We start from the raw sequence: 20,424 nt of genomic DNA, 5'->3' as shown, positions 1-20,424 counted from the left end.
GCCAGCTCGCTGTCGTCTGCCGGAGCTACTCCTGTGTAAAGCCCTTGGCCTTTTCCACTGCTTGGTCGATTTGATCGTCGTGACCTTCGAACCGCTGCTTGGCGGCGTCGGCAGCCTTGTCCAACCCCTGGTCGACCTGGTCCTTGTGCTCGCCCAGCTTCTTCTTGATCGAGTCGAAGTTCATCGCATTCCTTCCTTTGCAGTGTCCGGTTTGTGCGACCTTGTGCCGCCAACCAGCTACTATCAGGACAACTACCCGAGGTGGCAATTTTTTAAACATTTCGCTGGATGCGACGGGGCCTTCGTCATAGGCGACAGAGAATGGCAACTTCTCCGCAACCATTGTTCGTCACGGCGGGCAGTGATTGTCGGTATTCGCGCCGCCGATAGAATCGCCCGAAGCAGGGGGTCTCGATCTCCGCTGCGCAGCGTTGCGCGCAATGTCGTCGACGTCGAAACTCGGGAGCAAGGATGCAAACCGGAGCCCGATTCGGCCGGTACCGCTTGGACCGGCGCCTGAATGCAGTTGGCGGCCAAGAGGTCTGGGCCGCATACGATACGCTGACGTGTCAGCACGTGGTTATTCGCGCGCTCGCACCGGAGGCCGCCGAGGACGATCTGAGCGTCGGGGAGTTCGAACATGAGATTGAGCTGGCCGCGCAAATCCACGACCCGCACGTGGCGCCAATCCACGATTTCGGTCAAATAGGCAACCGACTCTTCATCGTCACCGCGCTCACCGACGGTGAGACCTTGCAGGCCAGGCTGCGTTCGGGACCGCTCCCGGTTGCCGAGTCGATCGACATCCTCGAGCAACTGTCCTCTGCCCTCAACGCCGTGCGCGCGGCTGGACTGCCCATTCCGGAAGTGGATTCAGCCGATGTTCTTGTCCGTGCCAATGGAATGGCATGTCTAACAGATGTCGGCATCGCCACAAAGCCTCGCGACACGGCGGGTGTTCACGGACTGAGCACGCTGTTGTACGAGTGCCTCAGCGGGCGGCGCTTCCCTGGTCGATCTGCGCCACTTGGTTCGCTGCCAAGCGGATTGGATGCGGTAATAGCACGTGGCGTCACCACCGACGCGGCGCAGCGATACCGCTCCACTGATGAACTCGTCGCTGCGGCACGCGCCGCCGTCGCGCCGTCACACAAGCCATCTAACGCACCATCACCGGCGGTGCGGCGAAATTTGGCGGTACTCGGCGGGGTTGCGCTCGTGGTGATCGTCGCCGTTGTGGTCCTCGCCAGTCTCGTGTCGGGCGGCGGATCGTCGCCGACAGTGGCTGGCGATTCAGCCACCGTGACCACACCAGCACCCGCAACGACCACCCAAGCGCCGACTCCGTCGCCGGTCGCGCCGCCACCGCCGCCCCCGGCGACGACCTCTGCTGCTGCACAACCGGTGGAACCGTCATCGGCGGAGCCGGCGCCACCGGTTCAGCCGGCTCCGCCGCCCGCGTCCGATGGTGTGCTGCCCTGCTACTCCGGCTACACGCACACACCGCCGCCCGACGGGCCGTGCCTGCCGGCCGTCAACCCTGCACCGCCGCCACAGAACCCCGCACCCCCGGTGCCGCAGGCGCCAAACGTGCTGCCGTGTTACCCCGGCTACCAACACACTCCGCCACCGGACGGTCCGTGCTGGGCGCCAGCGAGCGGAGCGGGGCCGAACTTTCGTTGGTGAGGCCCCGGTAGGGCTCCGCGCGAAGGCACGCTAAGCTACTCCGGTCACCTCATGTGGTGGCAACGGGCTGTGGCGCAGTTTGGTAGCGCACCACACTGGGGGTGTGGGGGTCGCAGGTTCAAATCCTGTCAGCCCGACCATAGTTGTCGACGAGATCATGGCTAGGTACACGCCTTCTCGAACAACGTATACGTAACCATGGTTTCGGCGGGAGAACTACCGCCGCACCCGCTTCTCCCGCACCCGCACAGAAATCCGCACCGGCGAACCCTCGAATCCGAACTCCTCACGCAGCTTGCGCTCCAGGAATCGGCGGTAGCCGGCCTCGAGGAACCCGGTAGTGAACAGCACAAACGTCGGCGGTCGGGTGGCCGCCTGGGTAGCGAACATGACCCGAGGCAGCCGCCCGCCACGCATCGGCGGCGGTGTCGCGGCGATGACGTCTTTCAGCCAAGAGTTCAGCTGACCTGTCGAAATGCGCTTGTCCCACGAATCGAGCGCCGTTTCCAGCGCGGGCACCAATTTCTGCACCGCACGACCGGTGCGGGCGGAGATGTTCACCCGCTGCGCCCACGGCACCCGGTTCAGTTCCCGGTCGATTTCCCGACCGAGTTGGTAGCGCCGGTCCTCGTCGACCAAGTCCCATTTGTTGAACGCGATCACCAGCGCGCGGCCCGCCTCGATGATCATGCCAAGCACCCGCTGATCCTGCTCGGTGATCGGTTCCGACGCGTCGATCAACAAGATTGCCACCTCGGCGGCCTCGATCGCCGACTTGGTTCGCAGCGACGCGTAGAACTCGGCGCCACTGGCGTGGCTCACGCGCTTGCGCAAGCCTGCGGTGTCAACGAATCGCCATGTCTTGCCGCCCAGTTCGACGAGCGTGTCCACTGGATCGACGGTCGTGCCGGCCACGTCGTGCACCACTGCGCGCTCGTCTCCGGAAAGCCGGTTGATCAGGCTCGACTTGCCCACATTCGGCTTTCCTACCAACGCAACTCGGCGCGGACCGGCCACACCCGAACCCTCGCGCGGGGTTTCGGGGAGTACTTCCAAGACATCATCGAGCAGGTCGCCGGTACCGCGGCCGTGCGCGGCGCTGACCGCTTTGGGCTCCCCCAAGCCCAACGACCATAACGCCGCGGCGTCCGCCTCGATCCGCTCGTCGTCAACCTTGTTGGCCACCAATAGCACCGGCGTTTTCGATCGGCGTAGCACCTTGGCAACTGCCTCGTCGGTCGCGGTCGCGCCGACAACCGCATCGACGACCAGCAGGATCGCGTCGGCCGTCTGCATCGCCAATTCAGCTTGGCGCGCAACGGATTGCTGCAGCCCCTTCGCGTCGGGTTCCCACCCGCCGGTATCGGTCACCATGAATCGGCGCCCAGCCCAGTTGGCCTCATACGACACCCGGTCTCTGGTCACCCCGGGCACGTCCTCGACAACCGCCTCGCGACGGCCGATGATCCGGTTGACCAGCGTGGACTTGCCCACGTTCGGTCGGCCTACCACCGCGAGCATCGGTACCGGCACATGCTCGGCCGCATCGTCCAGATCACCGAGATCGGCTAAGGCCCAATCGGTTTCGTCTGACCAGATGCCGTCACCGGCAAAGCTCTCCTCGCTCATCGCACCGATCCTGTCCGTTCAGCCACAATGCGGTGCAATACGTCGATGACCTCGTCGATGCCGAGTTCGCTGGTATCGACAAGGATGGAATCCTCAGCTTGCCGCAGCGGTGAGACGGCACGCGTCGAATCCAGGTTGTCGCGGCGTTGCACGTCGGCGAGCACCGCTTCATAGTCGTCGCCCCGGCCTTGCGCGATGTTCTGCTCGTTGCGGCGGCGCGCCCGCGCCTCGGGCGAGGCGGTCAAGTAGATCTTCACCTCGGCGTCGGGGAGCACCACGGTCCCAATGTCGCGACCCTCCACGACAATTCGGCCAGCCTTCGCGGCGAGCTGGCGCTGCATGTCCACCAACTGCTCGCGCACGGGTCCGACAGCTGACACCGCCGAAACCGCCTTCGTGACGACGGCGCCGCGGATTTCCGATGACACGTCCTGGCCTGCCAATTCGATGATCTCGCCGTCCGGCTCAGTGCCGATGAACAGGGGCAGGTCTACGACAGCAGCCGCGATCGCCACTGGGTCGTCGAGATCTACGCCGCTGCGCAACACCTGCAGGGTGGCCGCGCGGTACATCGCGCCGGTATCGAGATAGTTGGCATCGAGGCGAGCTGCAAGCCGGCGGGCGACGCTGGACTTGCCGGTACCCGACGGTCCGTCCATGGCGACGAACAGCCGCTGTGAATCGTTGCCGGTCACAGGCCCACCGCCGCATACAAGCCGCCGATTTCGTTGCGCCCCAGCACTCGAAGTGTCCCCGGCCGCTGGTCGCCCAGCGCCACTGATCCAATGTCTGTGCGTACCAAGCGAATCACCGGATGATCCACCGCCTCCAGCAGTCGCCGCACAATGTGCTTGCGCCCTTCGTGCAGCACCACCTTGACCAGCGACCTGCCTTCGGCCAACTCGAGGACCGAGAACTTGTCTACCTTCGCAATTCCGTCGTCAAGTTCGACGCCGGCACGCAACTGCTTGCCGAGGCCCTTCCCGACCACGCCGTGCACGGTCGCTAGGTAGGTCTTGGACACCTCGTACGACGGGTGCATCAAGCGGTGCGCCAACTCACCGTCGTTGGTGAGCAGTAGCAGGCCTTCGGTGTCGGCATCGAGGCGTCCGACATGAAACAGCCGTTGTCCCGCGGCGACTCGTTCGGCGACGATGTCGCCCACACAGGGCCGGCCCAGCTCGTCCGACATCGTCGATTGCCAGCCGCGCGGCTTGTTCAACGCCAGATATACGCGGTCTTCCTTGACCACCACGCGAGTGCCGTCCACCCGTACCACCGCGATGTCGGGATCGATCCGCAGCCCCTGCTCGGTGACAATTCGGCCGTCGACCTCGACTCGGCCCTGCGCAATCAGTTCCTCGGCCGCGCGTCGCGAGGCGACGCCAGCCTGGGCGAGCACCTTCTGCAGGCGCACACCCTCACCTGCCGCCAGTTTCTCCGGTCCGCGCGGTTCCACGTACTGGTGACGGGCCGGCTTGGCGTTGCTCAGCTTCGGCGCGGCATGCGGCTTGGTCCCCTGCTGGGTCTGTTTGCGGGCTGTGGCTTTCCCTGATTGCGCTTTCGGCCCTGAGCGCGCCTTCGCGGCGGCGCCGCTCCGGGTGGAGCGCTTCTTGTGATCCGGTGTGCCATCTCGGCGAGCGGGTTTGTTCACTGTTGTCCTGTCGTTCTTCGCACGCCGTGTTCTCGGCGGTCAGTCCTCGTCGTCCGGAATTGCTGCATGCTGCTCCGGCTCCGCCGACTTGCGCAGCCGGTTCATGCGGGGGTCGGTGTCCAGACTTTCGCTGATCTCGTCGATCAGGTCCACGTCCGGCAGCAACGGCGCGAGCGGCGGCAGGTCGGCCAGCGACGCCAGCCCCAGCCGCTCCAGGAACAGCTCGGTGGTGCAATACAGCGTCGCGGTCGTCTCGGGGTCGACGCCGGCTTCGGCAATCAGCCCCCGGGCAAGAAGTGTACGCATTACCCCGTCCACGTTGACACCGCGAACAGCGCTCACCCGCGCACGGGTGAGCGGCTGCCGGTATGCGATGACCGCGAGCGTTTCCAAAGCGGCACGCGTGAGCTTCGACCTGGCCCCGTCGAGCAGCATCCGTTCCACGTAGGGAGCGAACTCGTTCCTGGTGTAAAGCCGCCAGCCGTCCCCCACGTACCGCAGATCGATGCCGCTGCGGCGTTCGGTCAGCTGCGCCGACATTTCCCGCAAGAGTTGCTCGACGCGTTCGGTGTCGACCTCGAGTGCGGCAGCGAACTGCGCCGCCGGCGCGGGAGCGTCGACAACCAGCAGCATCGCCTCCAGCGCTGAGACAACTTCGGCGTCGTCGGGTGTCGGCGTCGTGTCGGGCAGTGCAGTTGGTTCAGTCATTTTCTTCCTCGTCATCGGCATGCACCGCGGTCGGTGCTACGCCGGTCCACGACACCAGCAATTCGCCCAGCGGATCGTCCTGGGAGAACTCCACCGATTTCTGCCGGAACAGGTCGAGCAACGCCAAGAACCTCGCCACCACTTCGAGTTGGTTGCCCGAGCTGCGCGCAACGTCGCGAAACGACATCCACTGACCCTCGCCGCGCTCGCGCAGGAGCCCCAGCACAATGCCCGCCTGCTCGACGACCGACACTTTGTGCACGTCGTGCAGGTGATCGAGGCCGACGGTCGGAATCGGGCGCGGCGCGAACGCAGCGGCCGCAATCTCGGCGAACTGGGCGGCGTCGACGCCGAGCATCACTTCGGGGAGCAGCTCCGCGTATCGGTCCTCCAACGCCACCGAGCGCGGATAGCGGCGCAGCGCCGCCTCTTCGAGCTCGGCGAACAGGGCGGCGACCTGCTTGTATGCCCGGTATTGCAGCAGCCGCGCGAACAACAGATCACGCGCCTCGAGCAGCGCGAGGTCCTCGGGATCTTCGACGTCACCGGAGGGCAGCAGCCGGGCTGCCTTCAGGTCGAGCAGCGTGGCGGCGACCACCAGAAATTCGGTGGTCTGATCCAGCTCCATCTCGGCGCCGAGATTCTTGGTGTAGGCGATGAACTCGTCGGTGACCTGGTGCAACGCCACCTCGGTGACGTCGAGTCGGCGCTGGTTTATCAGCGACAGCAACAGGTCGAACGGGCCCTCGAAGTTACGCAGCCGGACCGTGAATCCGGCGTTGTTGTCGGCTTCGCTGGGAGCTGCTGTGGGCGCTGCAGCCTCGGTCACTTGCCGGTCCGGTGGATCACCTCGCGGGCCAGCGCCCGGTAGGCTTGCGCACCGCCCGACTTGGGCGCCCAGCTGGTGATCGGTTCGCCGGCGACGCTGGTTTCGGGAAAGCGCACTGTCCGGTTGATCACAGTGTCGTAGACGAGGTCGCCGAACACCTCGACCACGCGGCCCATGACTTCGCGCGAGTGCAGGGTGCGCGCGTCGTACATGGTGACGACGATGCCCTCGAGGTGCAGCCGCGGGTTGAGCCGGTCGTGCACCTTGCTGACGGTGTCGTTGAGCAGCGCCAGCCCGCGCAGGCTGAAGTATTCGCACTCCATCGGGATGATGACGCCGTCGGCGCAGGCCAAAGCGTTCACGGTCAGCAGTCCAAGCGACGGCTGGCAGTCGATCAGGACGTAGTCGTAGCGGTCGAGCACCGGATGCAAGGCCCGGCCGAGGGTCTGCTCCCGACCCACCTCATTGACGAGTTGGATCTCAGCGGCGGACAGGTCGATGTTGCTGGGGAGCAAATCGAGGCCGTCGACGCGGGTGCGCATCAGGACGTCGTCGATCGAGACCCGGTTCTCAACGAGCAGGTTGTGCACGGTGAGTTCGAGGTCGTGGTGCGCGACGCCGAGGCCGGCCGAGAGTGCGCCCTGCGGGTCGAGATCGACCAGCAGCACGCGGCGACCGTATTCGGCCAGCGACGCGCCGAGATTGATCGTCGACGTGGTCTTACCGACACCGCCCTTTTGGTTGCACATCGCGATGACCCGTGCCGGGCCGTGGCTGGTCAGCGGCGACGGTTCGGGGATGTCACGCAGCGCTCGTCCGGTGGGCCCCAATGGCTCTGCGGTATCCGGAACGGGTTGGGCGTCGTCCGCTATTGCTCCGCTCACCCCGGCGGGTTGCTGCGGTGTCATCACGGTCTGACGCTCCCTGTGTGTCCTGGTCACTTTCGGATAACGCTACCGCTTGCCAACGGCGATCCTGTGGTCGGACACGCTTTGGCAGATCTCGAGGTCACCCGCCGTTTCGTGTTGCACTGCAGTCGATCGACCGCAGTGCGACACCACTTGGCGGGTGACGTGCGGACTACCGTGCGCGCGGATGTGCGCCGGCCCACACCTCGCGCAGGGATCCGATGGTGACCAACGTGTAGATCTGGGTGGTGGTCACCGAGGCGTGACCGAGCAGTTCCTGCACAACGCGAACATCCGCGCCGCCGTCGAGCAGGTGGGTGGCAAAGGAATGGCGCAGTGTGTGCGGTGAGACACCCGCGGTGATGCCGGCCCGGTCTGCGGCGGTTTGGAGGACCTGCCAGGCGCTCTGGCGGGAGAGTCGGCCACCGCGAACGTTGAGAAAGAGGGCCGGAGCGGCGGAGCGGCCATCGAGCGCCGGAGCGGAGCCTGCGGAGCGACCAGAAGACACCGGAGCGGAGCCTGCGGAGCGACCAGAAGACACCGGAGCGGAGCCTGCGGAGCGACCAGAGGACACCGGAGCGGAGCCTGCGGAGCGACCATCCAGCACCGGAGCGGGACCAGCATTCGGATGCGGCGGACCTGACGCGCGCGCCGACAGCACGGCCGATGACCGCCGGGCCCGGCCGTAGGTGGCACCAACCCGGGTCCGCGCGCGCGCCGCAGCGAGAGCCGGACGGCCCCGAACCAGGTACGCGTCGATCGCGGCGATCGCCGGCCTACCGATCGGCACGAGCCGTTGCTTGCCGCCTTTGCCGTGCAATACGACTGCCCGGTTGTCGAAGTCGATGTCATCGACGTCGAGCCCGACGGCCTCGGAGATCCGGGCGCCGGTCGAGTAGAGCAGTTCCAGCAGCGCGCGGTCGCGCAGCCCGCGCGGTCCGGCGGAGTCTTCGGGCCCGCCTGCCGCTTCGAGCAACGCAATGACGTCGCCGAGTGGAAGCGACTTCGGCAGCCTGCGACCGGGCGTCGGTGGTTTGACCGAGTGCGCGACGTCGGTCTGGGTGATTCCTTCCGCGGCCGCAAATTTGTGCAATCCGCGCACGGCGATCAGTGCCCGTGCCGCGGAACTTGCTGCCAGTGCTGGGAGTTTCGCCTCGGTGTCGCCGCGCCGCAGCGACACCATGAACTCGCTGACGTCCGACTCCTGCACGCCGCCGAGCGAGCAGATGCTGCGGTCGGTGAGGAACTGCCGGTAGCGGTCGAGGTCGCGCCGGTAGGAGCTGAGTGTGTTTGCCGCAGCACCACGCTCGACCGCTAAGTGGTCGAGGTAGGACTGCATTTCGGAGGCCAGCACGCTCATCGCGTCCACGCTAACCCTTGGCGGTGCCGCCTTCGGCTTTTCGACGCGCGAATTTTGTTGGTTTTCCCGGCCAATCCGCGTCGGGGGGTCGCAAGTGGAAGCCGGACGCCCGCGCAGCGGCCAGGGCGAGGATGCCGGAAACGGCCGTGGCATTGACGATTTCACCGCGCAGCGCGGCCCCAATGGCGTCTGGCACTGAAATTCGGACCAGTTCGATGTCCGCCTCTTCCAATTCGGGCTCGTCACGGGTGGCTTCGAACAGGTCCTGCGCCAAGTAGACCCGCAACGCCTCGTCGGTAAAGCCCGGGGAGAGCACCACATCGACCAGCACAGACCAGTCTCGCGCGCCCATGCCGGTTTCCTCGGCGAGTTCGCGCTTGGCGGCTTCGAGCGGGTCCTCGTCGACCTTGTCGAGCAGACCCGCCGGGAGTTCGATCAACCTTCGGCCGACCGGGTGCCGGTACTGGTCGATGAGAACAAGTTTGTCGTTGGCATCGACCGCGACGACCGCCACGGCGCCGTGATGTTCGACCACTTCGCGCTCGGCGACGCGCCCACCCGGCATCGCGACCTGGTCGAGTCGCAGCGCCAGTATCGCGCCTTCGTAAACGGTTTTGCTGGAAACGGTTTCGAAGTTGTGCCGCGGTTGGCTCATACCCCTACTCAGCCTCGCCGTCGAGCAGGTCCTCGTCACCGTGCACGTGGACGGGCAGCCGCTCGGCGAGTTTGTAGCGCAGCGCTGCGTTGATGAACGCGGAGAACAACGGGTGTGGGCGCGTCGGTCGGCTTTTCAGCTCCGGATGCGCCTGCGTGGCGACGAAGAACGGGTGCACATTCGCGGGCAGTTCGACGAACTCGACCAGGTGCCCGTCGGGAGACGTGCCACTGAACTGCAGTCCACTCTGGGCGATCTTGTCGCGGTAGACGTTGTTGACCTCGTAGCGGTGACGATGACGCTCGGACACGTGCTCGGTTCCGTATGCTTGCGCCACCACGGAGCCCTTGGTGAGAACGGCCGGATAGGCGCCGAGGCGCATGGTGCCACCCAAATCGGCCTCACCCGCGACGGCCTGCTCCTGATCGGCCATCGTCGAGATCACCGGATGTTCTGTGTCTGGATCGAATTCGGCCGAGTTGGCGGTCTCGAGCCCGACGGAGCGGGCGGCCTCGATGACCACGCATTGCAAGCCGAGACACAGTCCGAGCAACGGAATTTTGCGCGTCCGGGCGAACGTGATCGCGCCGAGCTTGCCTTCGATGCCGCGGATTCCGAAGCCGCCAGGGATCAAAATCGCGTCGACATCAGCCAATGCGGCATGCGCGCCCTGGGGTGTCGCACATTCGTCGGACGGCACCCAACGGATCTGCACCTTCGCACGGTGCGCAAAGCCGCCGGCCCGCAGCGCCTCCGTAACCGAGAGATACGCATCGGGCAGATCGACGTACTTGCCCACCAGCGCCACCGTCACCGTCTCGCGCGGTTGATGTACCCGCTCGAGCAGGTCACCCCAGACCGTCCAGTCCACGTCCCGGAACGGCAGGCCGAGTCGTCGAACAACGTAGGCGTCCAGGCCTTCCCGGTGCAGAACCTTCGGGATGTCATAGATGGAGGGGGCATCCGGCGTCGAGATGCAGCCGTCGACATCGACGTCACACATCAGCGCGATCTTGCCCTTGAGCGCCTGCGGGACTTCGCGATCACAACGCAAGATCAAAGCGTCGGGCTGAATACCGATGTTGCGCAATGCCGCGACGGAGTGCTGGGTCGGCTTCGTCTTGAGTTCGCCCGAGGGCGCGAGGTAGGGCACCAGCGAGACGTGCAGGAAGAAGACGTTTTCCCGGCCGACGTCGTGGCGGACCTGACGCGCTGCCTCGAGGAACGGCTGGGACTCGATGTCGCCGACGGTGCCGCCGATCTCGGTGATGACGACGTCGGGTGTCTGGTCCTGGGCAGCAGCGGAGCCTGCGGAGCGACCGGAGGGCACAGCCGGGACCGCCATCGCCAGGATCCGGCTTTTGATCTCGTCGGTGATGTGCGGAATCACCTGCACCGTGTCACCGAGGTACTCGCCGCGGCGCTCCTTGGCGATCACCGATGAATACACCTGGCCGGTGGTCACGTTCGCGTACCCGGATAGGTCGCGGTCGAGGAAGCGCTCGTAGTGGCCGACATCCAGGTCGGTCTCGGCGCCGTCTTCGGTGACGAACACCTCGCCGTGCTGGAAGGGATTCATGGTTCCCGGGTCGACGTTGAGGTACGGGTCGAGCTTCTGCATGGTGACCCGCAAACCACGCGCGGTGAGCAATTGACCGAGACTCGATGCGGTCAGGCCTTTGCCCAACGACGATGCCACCCCACCGGTGACGAAGATGTGCTTTGTTGCGGTGCGCGAATGAATCCGTGATTGCTGGCCCGCGTATGGTGACCCCGCACTTGACTGCACTAAAACAGCTCCCGTGATGACGCTGCAGGACTTGGCTCTGGAGTGGTGCTGGGGCCTGCCGACCCACGGGTCTTCACGGTAACACTTGCTGCCGCACGCAGCGCGCACAACGCGCCCGCACGGTTAGGTTTTGCTCGTGCCCCGTCAACGACGAGGCACTAGCTGCCAGTGGCGCCAACCGTCACCGCGGTGGCCTTCGGCCCGGTTCCGTAGCGGCCCGCATTTCCGGAAAGTTGTTCCTGCAGAGCCAGCGGCACCGTGATCCGCCCAGCCTCTCGTTCGATGTCGTCGATCGTGGTGGTGCCCGCCGACAGGCCCGCATCGGAGCGCACCACGGCGATCGGGCCGTCCCCCTCGGCCGACGGCGATCGCCCGGCCAGTACGGTGCCCGCCCCGCGGGCGTCCAACGCCGCGGCGAAGCGGCCGACCACTGTGCCGGAGTTGGCCGGTCCGCCGCCGTTGCCGCAGATCACCACGGCCAACTGGGCGGGTCTGATCTGGTCGTAGGCAAGGAATCCGCCACTGCGTAACGTGTCGAGCGCGAGCGTCATCTCTTGCGGTGTGCTCTGCGGCGCGGCGGTGTGCGCGTCGAGCAACAGAACGGATCCGAGCAGGTCGCCAGCGAGACTGCCTTGGTCGACCGCGCCGGTCTTGAGCTGAACGCCGGCCGGAATGACGTTGGTGAGCGTCGTGCGCAACCGGTCGGCATTGTTCGGATCGATGAATGCCGAGGTCAGGCCGACCTTGCCGGTGACGGTGCCACCGGCGGCCTGGATCAGCTTCGTCACGGAATCGATGTCGCCGGGATCCGCGTCCGGTGTGGTGAAGACCACTACTGTGCGTTGCGCCAGCGTGTCTTTGACGATCCGGCCAGCCATCGCGGCGTTGAAGCCGTCGGCGCCGCCGAGTTGGACCTGCAACTGGTTGTTGCTGTCCTGCAGTTCGTCGGCGTGCTTCTGGATGTCCGACTTGTCGTTGCGCAAGCCGGACAACAGGCCCGACGCCAGCGTCTGGGAGCCCAGCACTATTCCCACCGCCAGCGCGACGAAGATGGCCGCGATCGAGACCGCGTGGTAACGCATAGAAATCATGGGGTGACGAGCCCCTGAACCCACAGCGCCAGCCGGTTCCAGGTGGCGATCGCCCAATCCACCACCTCTGCCCCCATGTTGGAGGCGAACACGGCGACGATCACGGCGATCAGCGCCGCGAGAATCAGCAGGGCGATCGCACCACCCGAGACGCGGCTGCGGTAGAGCGTCGAAACCGCCTTGGCGTCAACGAGTTTAGGACCTACCTTGAGGCGGGTGAGGAAGGTCGCGGGGTTGCTGTTGCGCCGGCTGCGGTCGAAGAATTCGTCCAGCGACGCGGTGCTGCCGACGGTGACGATGAGCGACGCGCCGTGGTGGTCGGCGAGTAGCAGGGCCAGATCTGCCGGCGAGCCCGACGCGGGGAAGGTGACGGCGCCAATGCCGAGATCCTGAATCCGGTCCAGTCCCTTGGCATGTCCGTCCGGGTCGGCCGGAAGCACCACTTCGGCACCGCATTTGAGTGTGGAACCGGTGATGGTTTCCGGATCACCGACGATCAGGTCTGGGCGGTAACCGGCTTTGACCAGCGTGTCCGCACCCTGACCCACACCGATGAGGATCGGCGCGTATTCCTTGATGAACGGCTTGATGGCCTTGAGGTCCTGCGCGTGACCGGGATCCTCGGCGACGACCACCACGTGCCGGTTCTCGAGGTCCAGGTCGATGTCCGGGACGCCGATTCCGTCGATGAGTAGGGGGCTTTCGGTGCGGATGAATTCGATGGTGTTGCCGGAGAACGCCTCGAGGTGATCCTGCAGGCCATTCTTTGCCTCGATCATCCGGTCGGAGATCTCAGCCTCACCGAGTTCGAAGCCTTCGGCCAGGCGCTTTTCACCGTTGTAGATGACACCTTCGTCGATGCGAATCTTGGTGCCGTCTTTGATCTTGCGCAGGCCGTCTTCGCCGATCGTGTCGACGAGCGTAATCCCGTTCGCCACAATCACTTCGGGGCCGAGGTTGGGGTAGCGGCCGGAGATCGACGGTGAGGCGTTGACCACCGCGAGCACGCCGGCCTCCACCAGCGCGTCCGCGGTGATGCGGTCGAGGTCGAGTTCGTCGAGGACTACCACGTCGCCCGGGCCGACCCGGCGAAGCAGGCGGGTGGTGTCGCGGTCGACGCGGGCAATGCCCGTCAGTCCGGGCAGCGAGTCAGTGTTACGGGAGAGCAGCGCCGGCATTCTCATGTCGGCAATGATGGCGTCCAATTTCCGTGGACAGGTGGAGGCGCGCCGAATCAATTACCACAACCGTCACACAAGCACCAGGCCGCTTACCGGGAATCCCGTTCGACCCGGCGACGGATAGGCTCAGCAAATCGCAGAGATGAGGAGGAACCTTATGACCGCCTACACCGTCGACACGGTTATCGAAGCCCCCCGCCAGTTGGTCTACGACATCTTCGCCGACCGGGAAAACAACGGCAATTTCCTGCCGGTGCAGACCCGGCTGGAAACACCCGGCACCGTCGAGCGTCAGGGCGTCGGCGCCGTTCACTTCTTGGGGATCGGCCCTGTCGGAGTCCGCGAGCAGATCACCGAGCTTGTTCCGGGACAGCGGATTTCGTACAAGGTCGTCGGCGGCGTGCCGGTCAAGAGCCACACCGGCCAGATCGAGTTCTCTGACGCCGGCACCGGCACCCGCGTCGTCTACACCATGGACTCGGAGCCGAAACTGCCGGTGCCCGAGCCGGTTCTACGGGCGGGCCTGAAGGCGCTCATCACCACTTTCGTCAACGGCGCGAAGAAGGAAGCCACCCGCAAGGCGAACAGCTAACCGACTCGCGCGGCCCGCGCGGTGGCGAGCAACTCCTCCGCGTGGGCCCGGCCGGTCTCGGTGTCACCGAGGCCGGCCAGCATCCGGGCCAACTCGGCGACTCGCTCGTCGCTGGACAGCGACCGCACCCCGCTGTTGATCACGCCCTTGCCGTTCTCGGACTTGTCCACCACCAGATGGGTGTCGGCGAACGCCGCCACCTGCGGCAGATGCGTCACCACGATCACCTGGTGAGTCTGGGCGAGCTTGGCCAGCCTGCGCGCGATCTCGACGGCGGCCCGACCACCCACGCCCGCATCCACCTCGTCGAAAACCATCGTCGTGCCGTGCTCCGAGCCGGCCAGCACGACCTCGAGCGCGAGCATTACCCGCGACAACTCACCACCCGAGGCGCTTTTGTTGATGGGCAACGACTGTGCACCCGAGTGGGCGCTGAGCCGGAACTCGACCTCGTCGACACCGTGCGACCCGGCGTGCAGCTCGCGTCCGCCGATCCGCAGTGGCGCGGAGTCGTCCGCAGCGGCCGGAACTTCGCGCACGATCACTTCCAGCGCGGCCTTGCCCATCGCGAGCCCGGCGAGTTCGGCGCTGACCGCCTTGGCCAACTTGGCCGCGGCTTTCACGCGCGCGGCGGTCAGCTTTTTCGCCGCCACTTCGAGCTTGTCCGCCAGTTCATCGACGCGCGCAGCCAGTTCGGTCAGTGCCTCGCTGGATACGTCGATCTTGGCCAGTCGTTGCCGGCTCTGCTCGGCCCACGCCAACACGCCGTCGATGTCAGCGGCGTACTTGCGCGTGAGCAGCTTGAGCTGGGCCTGGCGGTTCAGCAGGTTCTCCAGCGCGTTCGGATCCGACGGCAAGCCGGCCAGATATCCGCCGATGTCGGAGTTGAGATCCATGACGACGGCGATGACATCGTCGAACCGCGGCACGAGCGCAGCGAGCGCCGGGTCGTCGCACGACTCCAGCCGCGAACGTGCGGTGCCGAGCAGGTCCAGGGCACCGTCAGAGTCTGTTGTGCCACTGGTGAATTCACCGCTTGCGCCGGCTAACGCCGCGTGCGCTGTCGATGCCGCCTCGCGCAGCGAGTCGAGGTCACCGAGCCGGCGTACCTCCGCGGCGATGGTGGTGTCCTCGCCCGGTTCGGGCGCTACCGCGTCGATTTCGTTGAGCGCATGTTGCAGCCGGTCGGCTTCGAGGGCAAGTTCGCGGCTGTGTGAGGTGCGCTCGACAAGCTCGGTGCGCGCTTCGAGCCACTGCCGCCGCAGGTCGGCGTACTTGGCCAGCAGCGGACCGACGGTGTCCGACGCGAACTGGTCGAGTGCGCGGCGCTGCTCATCGAGGCGCAGTAGCCGCAGTTGGTCGTTCTGTCCGTGCACCGTGAGCAGCGGGTCGGTGAACGCCGACAGTGCCGCCGCCGGCACACTGCGCCCGCCGAGATGGGCGCGGGATCGGCCGTCGGCGTTGACGGTCCGCGCGGCGATGATGGTGTCGTCCTCGTCGCGGGTTGCGCCGGTGGACTCAAGGACTTCTTCAACCTGCGCAAGCGCGGCAGGTGTGACGTCATCCGTGCTGAATCGGCCCTCGACCACTGCACGCTCCACGCCGAGGCGGACCCGGCCGGCGTCGGCGCGGGCACCACTGAGCAGATGCAGCCCGGTGAGGACCATCGTCTTGCCCGCCCCGGTCTCACCGGTCAGTACGGTCAGTCCCGAGTGGAACTGCGCGCTGGACTTCGTGATGACGCCGAGGCCCTCGATCCTGATCTCAGCCAGCACTTCCGCGGTTCCTTCCCCGCCATCCGGTGACCGGCAGTTCGAACTTTCGCACCATCCGGTCGGCGAACGGCGCAGAGTCGAGGCGCACCCAGCGGACCGGGTTCGCGCCGCGCACCACTTCGACGCGTCCACCGCGCGGTAATGCGATGGTCCGACGACCGTCGAGGAAAACGACCGCGTCGTGGCCACCGGCGACCGTCTCGACCGCGATCACCGATTCCGGGCTGGTCACCAGCGGGCGGGCGAACAGCGCGTGCGCGTTGCTCGGGATCACCAGCAAGGCTTCGAGCTCCGGCCACACCACCGGCCCACCCGCGGAAAAGGCGTAGGCAGTGGAACCTGTCGGGGTGGAAATCAGCACGCCGTCACAGCCGAAGGACGACACCGGCCGGCCGTCGACCTCCAACACCACCTCCAGCACCCCGATGCGCGAATCGTTTTCGATGCTGGCCTCGTTCAGCGCCCAGCCGCGGTCCACGACCCGGTCATCCACGCGGACAGCGACATCCAGCGTCATCCGGTGCTCGATGCGGTACTCGCCGCGGACCACCTGGCCCAGCGCCTCGTCGAGGTGTTCAGCCTCCGCCTCGGTGAGAAAGCCGACACGGCCCAGATTGATGCCGAGGACCGGCACCGATGCGGGGTGCGCCAGTTCGGCGGCCCGCAGGAAGGTGCCGTCGCCACCCAGGACCAGGACCATTTCACAGCCGAGTGCCGCGTCGGGGGTGTGATCGACCGCGGTCACGGTGAAGGTGTGCGGCCCAGGTTCGATACCGGCGCTGTAGGCCTCGTCGGAGAGCACCCGCAATGCGATTCCGGCATCGTCGAAGATCTGCGCGACCCGATACGCGGTTTCAGTGATCTCCGCGCGTCCCGGGTGGGCAACGAGCAGGATCTCACGGCGCTGTGGCGCGGGTTTGCTCACTGCGGCCCCTCCTGCACTGCTCGCTCGATCAGTTGTCTGGTGTCGTTCGGATCTTGTGGCGCACCTTCGGTAAGCCACAGAAAGTACTCGACATTTCCCGACGGACCGGGCAGCAGGCTGGCCACCGCGGCACGCGTCTGCAACCCCAGCTGGCCGGCTTGCGCCGCTACCCCCGCGACGGCCTCGGCACGCAGCACCGGGTCGCGGACCACTCCGCCGGAGCCGACTCGGTCCTTGCCGACCTCGAACTGGGGTTTCACCATCGGCACGAGGTCGCCGCCCGGCGAGAGGCACCGCGCCAGCGCCGGTAGCACCAGGCCGAGGGAGATGAACGACAGATCCGCCACCGCCATGTCGACCGCGCCACCGATGGATTCCGGATCGATCGAGCGCACATTCGTCCGGTCGAGCACGCGAACTCGCTCATCGGACTGCAGACGCCACACCAATTGACCGTAGCCAACGTCAACGGCAACGACTTCACGGGCACCGCGGGAAAGCAGGACGTCAGTGAAGCCACCGGTCGACGCTCCAGCATCGAGAACCCTACGCCCGTCCACCGACAATCCCAGCGGCTCGAACGCAGCCAGCGCACCTAGCAGCTTGTGCGCTCCGCGCGAAGCCCAGCGGACCTCATCGGGTTCCTCGCGGACCAGCAGGGCGGTCGCGGGATCGATCGAGGTGGCCGGCTTGGTGGCGACGGTGCCGGCGATCAGCACCCTGCCAGCGGCGATCAGTTCGACGGCATGCTCGCGCGACCGGGCCAGTCCGCGGCGGACCAACTCGGCGTCGACCCGAGCCTTGCGGACCACCTCAGATCTTGTCCACGGTCGCCAGCGCGTCGACGAGGACGTCGTGTGCTTGCTCGAGCAGCCGGGCGCGGGCGGTCAGATCGGTGCCGGCTGGTTGCGCCAAGCTCAGTTCCGCCAGCAATTCGGCGATGTCAGCCCGGACCCGGTCCGGGTCGGCCATCTGCCGTTCGTCCGCACCCTGGTGCGGCATGAGCCCCGGATGCGGCTGCGCGCGGTCCGAGACGGTGCGTGGAGTCGGGATATTCATCGGGGTCAACGCTAGCCGATCACCGATTCCGTAGCGCGCAGGGCGCGGCCTGCGGGTCCACGGCGGTGCCGGTCTGGCGCCCATGCCGAAATCGCTTGTGCGCCATTGTCGTCTGCGGCTTCGACCGCGGCAAAATTCGGTCGCTGCCACGCCTGCCGAGCCACAGCCACGAGCGCGCTCAGCGGATCACCGGCGCCCGCCAAAATCAGATTCTCGCCATCGCCGCTCACCCGCCAGTCCGAATCGGGATCCTCGACGGGCTGATGCAGCGCATCGAGTCCGAAACTGACGAACGTCGGGCGCAGACTCGGATCGGCGCGAAACAGGTCGTCGGCGGTACTGACGCCGGTCAGGACCAGCAACGAGTCGATACCTACCGCGTTCGCGCCGGCGATATCGGTATCCAACCGGTCTCCAACGACCAGGGCGGACCTGGTGCCGACGCGAGCAAGCGCATCTTCGATCAGCGGGGGCGCTGGCTTTCCTGCGACGACTGGTTCGGCACCGGTGGCCGTGCGTAATGCGGCCACCATCGCACCGTTGCCAGGCGCGAGACCCCGTTCGGTGGGCAGGGTGGTGTCCGTGTTCGACGCGACCCAGAGCGCGCCGGATCGAATGGCATAGGCGGCCTCGGCGAGAATGGGCCAGCAGGTCTCGGTCGAGTGGCCCTGAACTACAGCGTCGACGTCTTCGTCGAAACGGCGCACCGGTCGCAAACCGACGTTGGCGACTTCCCCGCGGAGCGCATCCGTCCCGACGACCAGCACCGCAGCACCCGCAGGCAGGCGTTGCGACAGCACGTGCGCAGCCGCCTGCGCACTGGTCACGACGTCCTGGCCGCTCGCTGAAAAGCCTAGCTCCGCAAGGTGTTCAGCGACATCTTCCGGTTTGCGGCTGGCGTTGTTCGTGATGAACAGTCGGGCGCGGTGCAGCTGAGCGAGCACGTCGACGGCGCCGAGTATCGCTTGTCCGCCCACATACAGAGTGCCGTCGAGGTCGAACAGCAACGCCTCGTAGCGGTCGGCGAGCGAGTCCGTCCCCATCGGTTACTCGTGCTCGTCGGAGAGCTCGGCGACCCGCTCCTCCGCATCGGTTTCGCCGTCGACGTCGGCGGCCGCGGCATTGAGAAACCAGGTCAATGCCTCATCCTTGCGGCCTGCCGCTGTGAGCGCATCGGCGTAGGCGTAGAAGTAGCGGGCGGCGGCGGAACCGGTCTGGGACGGGTTGAGGTCTCCGCCTTGGAGGGTCACGACCGCTTGGTCCACCTGCCCCAGATCCATGCGCGCGCCAGCGAGCACTATCCGCAGTTCCGATGCTTCTTCGCCGGTGAGCGCCCGCGCTTCGTCGCCGCGGGCCAGTTCGATGGCACGCTCGGGGCGGCCCAGACCCCGTTCGCAATCCGCCATCACCGCAAGCAGTTTGGTTGCCCCACCCATCCTTTTCGCGGCCCGCAACTCGGCGAGGGCCTCTGCCCACTCCCCGGCGTGATACGCGGTCACCCCGGCGGTTTCGCGTACGACGGCGATACGCCCGGCGCGCTGTCGAGCAGCCCGCGCATGCTTGAGCGCGAGTTCCGGGTCCTCGTCTACCAGCCGGCTCGCCATCACGAGATGCCGCGCCACCGCTTCGGCGTTCCCCTTGTCGAGGCTGAGCAGGTCCCTGCGGACCGATGGTTCGAGGTCTGCCGCCTGCACGTCCTCAGGCAGCTCTGGCTCCTCAGGCCGATTCTGTCGGCGCTGCGGCGCAGAATCTCGGCCCTGGCTGAAAGGTCGACCGCCGCCGCGCTGATGCGCAGGCCGCCCGCCGCCCGCTGGCCTGCCACCAGTGAAGGGCTTGCGATCGTCGCTGTTCTTCGACACGCGGACTACCTTTCCATTCGCCGAAGGATCAGAAATGGATATGAATAACTGTAATCAAATACGAAAAGGGGGGACCTATAGTGGGTCCCCCCTTTTCTGGGTTGTGTTCGGCGGTGTCCTACTCTCCCACACTCTGTCGGGTGCAGTACCATCGGCGCTGACTGGCTTAGCTTCCGGGTTCGGGATGGGTCCGGGCGTTTCCCTGTCGCTGTGGCCGCCGTAACTCTATGAAATTCTACACGGTGAAATTTTCGGTTTTCACGTGTGTGTTGTTTCAGGGTTGCATAGTGGACGCGGTTTTTGTTTTTTTGATGTGTTTTGTGGTAAGTCTTCGGCCGTTTAGTACCAGTCACCTGCACCCATTGCTGGGCTTCCAGTTCTGGCCTATCAACCCCATGGTCTGTGGGGGGCCTTATCCACTCGAGGGTGGGAGAAACCTTATCTTGGAACGGGCTTCCCGCTTAGATGCTTTCAGCGGTTATCCCTTCCGAACGTAGCTAACCAGCGGTGCTCCTGGTGGAACAACTGGCATACCAGAGGTTCGTCCGTCCCGGTCCTCTCGTACTAGGGACAGCCTTCCTCAAGTTTCTAACGCGCGCGGCGGATAGAGACCGAACTGTCTCACGACGTTCTAAACCCAGCTCGCGTGCCGCTTTAATGGGCGAACAGCCCAACCCTTGGGACCTACTCCAGCCCCAGGATGCGACGAGCCGACATCGAGGTG

General features: G+C 65.9%; 19 protein-coding genes, 1 tRNA gene, 2 rRNA genes and 2 pseudogenes. 3 read left to right on the top strand and 21 right to left on the bottom strand.

What is annotated here, in order from left to right; translation table 11 throughout:
* Positions 1-25: 25 nt before the first annotated feature.
* The gene (locus FOS14_RS02245) at positions 26-184 is read right to left on the bottom strand and encodes an antitoxin (RefSeq protein ID WP_143768649.1); all 159 of its coding nucleotides are present in this window, start codon (positions 182-184) and stop codon (positions 26-28) included.
* A gap of 287 nt (positions 185-471) precedes the next feature.
* On the opposite strand from FOS14_RS02245, the gene FOS14_RS02240 reads away from it, so the two are divergent.
* Complete coding sequence (locus tag FOS14_RS02240; protein WP_143768648.1) at positions 472-1,686, top strand: protein kinase; 1,215 nt, start codon at positions 472-474, stop codon at positions 1,684-1,686.
* 63 nt (positions 1,687-1,749) lie between these two features.
* Positions 1,750-1,826 (top strand) — tRNA-Pro (locus FOS14_RS02235).
* Positions 1,827-1,902: 76 nt separating this feature from the next.
* On the opposite strand, the gene der is transcribed toward FOS14_RS02235, so the two are convergent.
* From der to steA, 12 genes and pseudogenes are all read right to left on the bottom strand, one after another.
* Positions 1,903-3,315: a ribosome biogenesis GTPase Der gene (der, locus tag FOS14_RS02230; RefSeq protein WP_143768647.1), complete on the bottom strand. Its 1,413-nt coding sequence runs from the start codon at positions 3,313-3,315 to the stop codon at positions 1,903-1,905.
* Positions 3,312-3,974, bottom strand: coding sequence for a (d)CMP kinase (gene cmk, locus FOS14_RS02225; RefSeq protein WP_143768935.1), 663 nt, complete (start codon positions 3,972-3,974; stop codon positions 3,312-3,314). Before cmk ends, der begins: the two co-directional genes overlap by 4 nt.
* A gap of 32 nt (positions 3,975-4,006) precedes the next feature.
* The gene (locus FOS14_RS02220; RefSeq protein ID WP_143768646.1) at positions 4,007-4,969 is read right to left on the bottom strand and encodes a pseudouridine synthase; all 963 of its coding nucleotides are present in this window, start codon (positions 4,967-4,969) and stop codon (positions 4,007-4,009) included.
* A 39-nt stretch (positions 4,970-5,008) separates the two neighbouring features.
* Positions 5,009-5,677 carry an SMC-Scp complex subunit ScpB gene (gene scpB, locus FOS14_RS02215; protein WP_143768645.1) on the bottom strand — a complete coding sequence of 223 codons (669 nt, stop codon included), beginning with the start codon at positions 5,675-5,677 and terminating at the stop codon, positions 5,009-5,011.
* Positions 5,670-6,506, bottom strand: coding sequence for a ScpA family protein (locus FOS14_RS02210; protein WP_143768644.1), 837 nt, complete (start codon positions 6,504-6,506; stop codon positions 5,670-5,672). Before FOS14_RS02210 ends, scpB begins: the two co-directional genes overlap by 8 nt.
* Entirely contained in the window at positions 6,503-7,414 is a 912-nt protein-coding gene (locus FOS14_RS02205; RefSeq protein WP_143768934.1) for a ParA family protein, read from the bottom strand. The genes FOS14_RS02210 and FOS14_RS02205 overlap by 4 nt, the downstream gene beginning before the upstream one ends.
* A 172-nt stretch (positions 7,415-7,586) precedes the next feature.
* Positions 7,587-7,871 (bottom strand): annotated as a pseudogene (locus FOS14_RS25410) (tyrosine-type recombinase/integrase); the annotation flags it as partial.
* 213 nt (positions 7,872-8,084) lie between these two features.
* Positions 8,085-8,774 (bottom strand): annotated as a pseudogene (locus FOS14_RS25405) (site-specific integrase); the annotation flags it as partial.
* 10 nt (positions 8,775-8,784) lie between these two features.
* On the bottom strand, positions 8,785-9,429 hold the full coding sequence (locus FOS14_RS02195; protein ID WP_143768642.1) for an NUDIX domain-containing protein: 645 nt from the start codon (positions 9,427-9,429) through the stop codon (positions 8,785-8,787).
* Positions 9,430-9,433: 4 nt separating this feature from the next.
* The gene (locus FOS14_RS02190) at positions 9,434-11,218 is read right to left on the bottom strand and encodes a CTP synthase (protein ID WP_143768641.1); all 1,785 of its coding nucleotides are present in this window, start codon (positions 11,216-11,218) and stop codon (positions 9,434-9,436) included.
* 158 nt (positions 11,219-11,376) lie between these two features.
* A complete protein-coding gene (locus FOS14_RS02185) occupies positions 11,377-12,309 on the bottom strand; it encodes a copper transporter (RefSeq protein ID WP_143768640.1) in 933 nt (310 codons plus the stop codon).
* Positions 12,306-13,493, bottom strand: a complete 1,188-nt coding sequence (gene steA / locus FOS14_RS02180; RefSeq protein ID WP_143768639.1) for a putative cytokinetic ring protein SteA — start codon at positions 13,491-13,493, stop codon at positions 12,306-12,308. The genes FOS14_RS02185 and steA overlap by 4 nt, the downstream gene beginning before the upstream one ends.
* A 154-nt stretch (positions 13,494-13,647) precedes the next feature.
* Here steA and FOS14_RS02175 point away from each other — a divergent pair, with 154 nt between their 5' ends.
* The gene (locus FOS14_RS02175; protein ID WP_143768638.1) at positions 13,648-14,082 is read left to right on the top strand and encodes an SRPBCC family protein; all 435 of its coding nucleotides are present in this window, start codon (positions 13,648-13,650) and stop codon (positions 14,080-14,082) included.
* Here FOS14_RS02175 and recN read toward each other — a convergent pair.
* From recN to FOS14_RS02135, 8 genes are all read right to left on the bottom strand, one after another.
* Entirely contained in the window at positions 14,079-15,857 is a 1,779-nt protein-coding gene (recN, locus tag FOS14_RS02170; RefSeq protein WP_143768637.1) for a DNA repair protein RecN, read from the bottom strand. The two genes, FOS14_RS02175 and recN, sit on opposite strands and share 4 nt — an antisense overlap.
* Positions 15,847-16,782: an NAD kinase gene (locus tag FOS14_RS02165; protein WP_143768636.1), complete on the bottom strand. Its 936-nt coding sequence runs from the start codon at positions 16,780-16,782 to the stop codon at positions 15,847-15,849. The genes recN and FOS14_RS02165 overlap by 11 nt, the downstream gene beginning before the upstream one ends.
* On the bottom strand, positions 16,779-17,594 hold the full coding sequence (locus tag FOS14_RS02160) for a TlyA family RNA methyltransferase (protein ID WP_143768635.1): 816 nt from the start codon (positions 17,592-17,594) through the stop codon (positions 16,779-16,781). Before FOS14_RS02160 ends, FOS14_RS02165 begins: the two co-directional genes overlap by 4 nt.
* A gap of 1 nt (position 17,595) precedes the next feature.
* On the bottom strand, positions 17,596-17,841 hold the full coding sequence (locus tag FOS14_RS02155; RefSeq protein ID WP_255450012.1) for a hypothetical protein: 246 nt from the start codon (positions 17,839-17,841) through the stop codon (positions 17,596-17,598).
* A gap of 11 nt (positions 17,842-17,852) precedes the next feature.
* Positions 17,853-18,884, bottom strand: a complete 1,032-nt coding sequence (locus FOS14_RS02150; protein ID WP_143768634.1) for an HAD-IIA family hydrolase — start codon at positions 18,882-18,884, stop codon at positions 17,853-17,855.
* A 3-nt stretch (positions 18,885-18,887) separates the two neighbouring features.
* On the bottom strand, positions 18,888-19,700 hold the full coding sequence (locus FOS14_RS02145; protein ID WP_143768633.1) for a tetratricopeptide repeat protein: 813 nt from the start codon (positions 19,698-19,700) through the stop codon (positions 18,888-18,890).
* A gap of 105 nt (positions 19,701-19,805) precedes the next feature.
* Positions 19,806-19,922: ribosomal RNA gene (rrf, locus tag FOS14_RS02140) — 5S ribosomal RNA — on the bottom strand.
* A 97-nt stretch (positions 19,923-20,019) separates the two neighbouring features.
* Positions 20,020-20,424, bottom strand: a 23S ribosomal RNA gene (locus tag FOS14_RS02135); the annotation flags it as partial.

This window comes from Skermania sp. ID1734, assembly GCF_007489285.1.
GTDB lineage: Bacteria > Actinomycetota > Actinomycetes > Mycobacteriales > Mycobacteriaceae > ID1734.
The sequence above is the reverse complement of the archived record's forward strand: the minus strand, read 5'-3'. Positions and strand labels throughout refer to the sequence as shown.

What these genes read in the sequence shown, in the direction of transcription:
- FOS14_RS02245 (WP_143768649.1), bottom strand. Translation starts at nt 184, where the DNA reads ATGAACTTCGACTCGATCAAGAAGAAGCTGGGCGAGCACAAGGACCAG.
- FOS14_RS02195 (WP_143768642.1), bottom strand. Translation starts at nt 9,429, where the DNA reads ATGAGCCAACCGCGGCACAACTTCGAAACCGTTTCCAGCAAAACCGTT.
- FOS14_RS02240 (WP_143768648.1), top strand. Translation starts at nt 472, where the DNA reads ATGCAAACCGGAGCCCGATTCGGCCGGTACCGCTTGGACCGGCGCCTG.
- FOS14_RS02185 (WP_143768640.1), bottom strand. Translation starts at nt 12,309, where the DNA reads ATGATTTCTATGCGTTACCACGCGGTCTCGATCGCGGCCATCTTCGTC.
- scpB (WP_143768645.1), bottom strand. Translation starts at nt 5,677, where the DNA reads ATGACTGAACCAACTGCACTGCCCGACACGACGCCGACACCCGACGAC.
- steA (WP_143768639.1), bottom strand. Translation starts at nt 13,493, where the DNA reads ATGAGAATGCCGGCGCTGCTCTCCCGTAACACTGACTCGCTGCCCGGA.
- FOS14_RS02205 (WP_143768934.1), bottom strand. Translation starts at nt 7,414, where the DNA reads ATGACACCGCAGCAACCCGCCGGGGTGAGCGGAGCAATAGCGGACGAC.
- FOS14_RS02155 (WP_255450012.1), bottom strand. Translation starts at nt 17,841, where the DNA reads ATGAATATCCCGACTCCACGCACCGTCTCGGACCGCGCGCAGCCGCAT.
- der (WP_143768647.1), bottom strand. Translation starts at nt 3,315, where the DNA reads ATGAGCGAGGAGAGCTTTGCCGGTGACGGCATCTGGTCAGACGAAACC.
- FOS14_RS02175 (WP_143768638.1), top strand. Translation starts at nt 13,648, where the DNA reads ATGACCGCCTACACCGTCGACACGGTTATCGAAGCCCCCCGCCAGTTG.
- FOS14_RS02150 (WP_143768634.1), bottom strand. Translation starts at nt 18,884, where the DNA reads ATGGGGACGGACTCGCTCGCCGACCGCTACGAGGCGTTGCTGTTCGAC.
- cmk (WP_143768935.1), bottom strand. Translation starts at nt 3,974, where the DNA reads ATGGACGGACCGTCGGGTACCGGCAAGTCCAGCGTCGCCCGCCGGCTT.